This is a genomic window from Candidatus Culexarchaeum yellowstonense (assembly GCF_024707025.1).
In the GTDB taxonomy this organism is placed as follows: domain Archaea; phylum Thermoproteota; class Methanomethylicia; order Culexarchaeales; family Culexarchaeaceae; genus Culexarchaeum.
In genome coordinates this window covers 1-3498 of record NZ_JANGFQ010000138.1, presented here as the reverse complement: position 1 = coordinate 3498, position 3498 = coordinate 1, and the positions used below count along the sequence as shown (strand labels likewise).

The window sequence follows — 3498 nt, the reverse complement described above, 5'->3', positions numbered from 1 at the left end:
TGTCAGCTAAATCCACTATCTTCGCTTCAACACTCCCCCCTTTAATGTACTCCTCATACAAATTTACCAGCTCTTCATCCTTTATTATGGCTTTAATGTATTCCATGCTTAACTCATCCAGCTTCCCCTTATCAACCCTCTCCTTCACTGGTTTCGGTATGTCTGAGATGAAGGCTTCCGCTAGGTCATGTATTAAAGCCATCTTAATGATCTTCTCCTCAGATCTCCTTAACCCCATTTCCCTACATATCTCCATGGCTGTGAAAACAGTTTTCATTGTGTGTTCAGCTATGCTTTCAGCCATGTCGTTTGGTATTTTAGCCATAATCCACCCAGTCCTCTTAATCCTCCCAATCCTCTCCAAAGCTTCATATATTCCAGTCAATTCCCTCAACCATCCCCCTCTTGACTCATTATCATAGTCATGTTTAGATAAGCTTTTAGTTATGGTAGTATTATCTTCCCAAGTATTGCTCTACCAGTGGCTCCAGTGGCTTTTGGAACGTTGCTTGGATTTCCACTTAAAGTTTCATTTGCCAGTATGGTCATTATTAGAGGCTCCTTTGCCTGTGCAGGTATGCCGTAATCTTCATGTAGGCTTACCTTTGCATCCGGATTCAACTCCCTAATCATCTCCACAAGCGTCTTATTTCTGCTCCCCCCTCCACCTAGAATTATCTCGTTGGGTTTTCTAGGTAGATACTTCCCATATGCTTCACTTATGGTTTTAGCAGTGTAATACGTTGCTGTGGCTATTATGTCCTCCCAACTTAAACCCATATTTAAAGCCTTCTTCAAAACCCTCCCAATAAACTTCCATCCGAAATCCTCCCTACCAGTGGTTTTAGGCGGTTTTAGGGATAGGTATGGGTGTTTCATCATGTAATTTAATAATTCCATGTTCACATTCCCCCTACTGGCAATCTCCCCATCCACATCCATCCTAACCCTCCCACCAGTCATCTCTTCAACCAATGCATCTATCACCATGTTTCCAGGTCCAGTGTCGAAGGCAATTACATCATCTAACCCTCCACCCCTCGGGATCCATGTAACATTGGCTATTCCACCAATATTCTGTATTGCCCTATCCAAATTCATGCTCCTGAATATTATGTAGTCTGCATATGCACTTATTGGTGCTCCATGTCCACCTGCAGCCACATCCCCCTGCCTAAAGTCAGCTATAGTTATTATTCCAGTTTCATGAGCTATTACTGCAGGCTCCCCAATCTGTAGTGTGGATCTAGACTTGTATCCAGCTATACAATCAATTTTTGGGTTATGATATATTGTTTGGCCGTGGCTTGCTATGAAATCTATCTCCCCCCTATCTAGGCCAGCTTCATCTATGGCCTTCAAAGCTTTCTCAGCGTAAACCCTACCGAGAACATGATTTAATTGACACACCCTCTTTACATTCCCAGTCTTCGGATTCACCACTCTAAATATCTCCTTTCTCAACTCTGGGCTATACTCATATGTTGCATGATATATTATTTTGAACTTCGTCTCCACCCAACTCCCCTTAAGTTTCACTATGGCTATGGACACCCCATCTAGGGATGTTCCAGACATGAGTCCCAAAGCCATCTTCTCATCTTTAAATCTCAATTGGCATAGTTTATCCATTACATTCAATTTAGACCGTAAGATTCATCTATCAAAACATGTTAATAACGGTTTAGACAATGATCATGCAATAAAATTTGGGGGATTAATTTACTCCACTTTAACCTCTCTTCCAGTCCTCTTCTTTGGCAGTTCTATTATGAGTAGACCTTCGAAGTATTTTGCCTTTACACCTTCAACTTCCACAGGGTCTTCCAGTTTTATCTTGTATTTGTATTCCCTTTCTCCTCCCGGTAGTTTTGTGGATGGCTTCGCAGTTGCCTCTATGGTCTTCTCGTTTACGTATAGTTTTATATCCTCCCTTCTCACTCCAGGCATCTCCAATGTGACTATGTATTTGTCCCCCTCATCCTTTATGTTGCATCTTTCAGCATCATACTTGTATGTCTTCATTTTTATTATTGGTATTCCTATTCCACCTATGAAAATCCCTACCCCCTTCTCTTTGTCTTCATAATTACACATTTGTACTCACAAGTCTATTTTTGTACTTTCATATATTTAAAGTTTGTTTTTGTACTTATTCCACCTCTACCCTTCTCCACCCCTTTAGCTTCTCTTCCACTTTTCTAAGCTCCTCTTCTAGGAATCTCTTATACTCTTCCAGTTCACTTACATCTTCAATTTCCTCTGCTATGCTTATGTACCTCTCCCCCTCCCTTGGCTTTGAGCTCTCCATTATGAATGATATGTATTTCATTATGGATTTAATTTTCGGCTCTATTAAGTTTGGTATTTTGCTTATGGCTTCAACCCCCTTCTCCGTTAATTTAACCCACCCTTCCTCATCCACCTCTATATATCCCCTCTCCTTCAATTCAGTTAGGGATGTGTAGAAGGAGCTTTTTGATTCAAATCCAAATCTATACATTTCCCTAAGTAGGTTTGATGCTTTCTCCCCTCCACTTCTAAGTTTTAGTAGTATTGCTATTTGATGTGGGTTTAACTTTTCCCCTCCAATTTTAACTTTAAACATAATTCTCCTTCACTCTACTGTGAAGTATGCTCTCCTTTTATCCTTACCCTTATTTTGCACCTTTATTAGCTTTATCTTCCCAACTTCTCCAGTGCTCCTTACATGTGGCCCCCCATCTGCTTGTATGTCAAGCCCCTCTATCTCCACTATCCTAAGCTCCTCCACTTGTGGTGGCATTTTCTCAGCCAATTTAACTATTCCAGGTATTTTGAGTGCTTCTTCCCTCCTTAGGAAATATATTTTTACTGGTAGGTTTCTTTCCACAGCTTCATTGGCTTTATTTATGGCATCTTCGAATATGCTTCTATTCATTGTTGGTATGTTGAAATCCATTTTGGCATCTTCCACATCCACTTGTCCCCCGGTTATTAGTGCATGGTAATCCCTATACATTATTGCTGCGAGCATGTGTGCTGCTGTATGTAGCCTCATGAGCCTATACCTTCTAGGCCAATCAATCTCCCCCTCCACTTCCCATCCCACTTCAGCTTTTGGCTGTTTTTCCAGTACATGTATTATGTCTCCTGTGGCATGATTCAGCTTTACATCTAAAACCTTGTATTCCAATCCCCCAATCTTTAGGGTTCCCGTGTCGTGGGCTACCCCTCCAGTTTCAGGGTGGAATATTGTTTGATCCAATACTATTTCAACGCCATTTATGGCTGTAATCTTAGCTTTGAATGTCTTCTGGTAGCTGTCGTATTGGTATAGGTGTTTTGTGGGCATACTTCATCATCAATCTACAATTCTATGACTCATAACTTTTTAAGTTTTCCCGTTATGAATTAGTTTTGGTGTATGAAATTTGGATTTGGACTTCTTGGCTGGACAGATGATTATGATGGGATTTAAGGGGTATGAATTGGATTCTGAGCTTATGGATGTTTTGA

General features: G+C 40.8%; 5 protein-coding genes. All 5 read right to left on the bottom strand.

What is annotated here, in order from left to right; translation table 11 throughout:
* On the bottom strand, nucleotides 1–394 hold a 394-nt coding region (locus tag MRT15_RS09665), incomplete at its 3' end, for an HD domain-containing protein (protein ID WP_304329884.1).
* 50 nt (nucleotides 395–444) lie between these two features.
* Nucleotides 445–1632, bottom strand: a complete 1188-nt coding sequence (locus tag MRT15_RS09660) for an anhydro-N-acetylmuramic acid kinase (RefSeq protein ID WP_304329885.1) — start codon at nucleotides 1630–1632, stop codon at nucleotides 445–447.
* Nucleotides 1633–1722: 90 nt separating this feature from the next.
* A complete protein-coding gene (locus tag MRT15_RS09655; protein WP_304329883.1) occupies nucleotides 1723–2097 on the bottom strand; it encodes an Hsp20/alpha crystallin family protein in 375 nt (124 codons plus the stop codon).
* Nucleotides 2098–2152: 55 nt separating this feature from the next.
* Complete coding sequence (locus MRT15_RS09650; protein ID WP_304329882.1) at nucleotides 2153–2608, bottom strand: hypothetical protein; 456 nt, start codon at nucleotides 2606–2608, stop codon at nucleotides 2153–2155.
* 9 nt (nucleotides 2609–2617) lie between these two features.
* Entirely contained in the window at nucleotides 2618–3334 is a 717-nt protein-coding gene (gene alaXM, locus MRT15_RS09645) for an alanyl-tRNA editing protein AlaXM (protein WP_304329881.1), read from the bottom strand.
* Nucleotides 3335–3498: the final 164 nt, after the last annotated feature.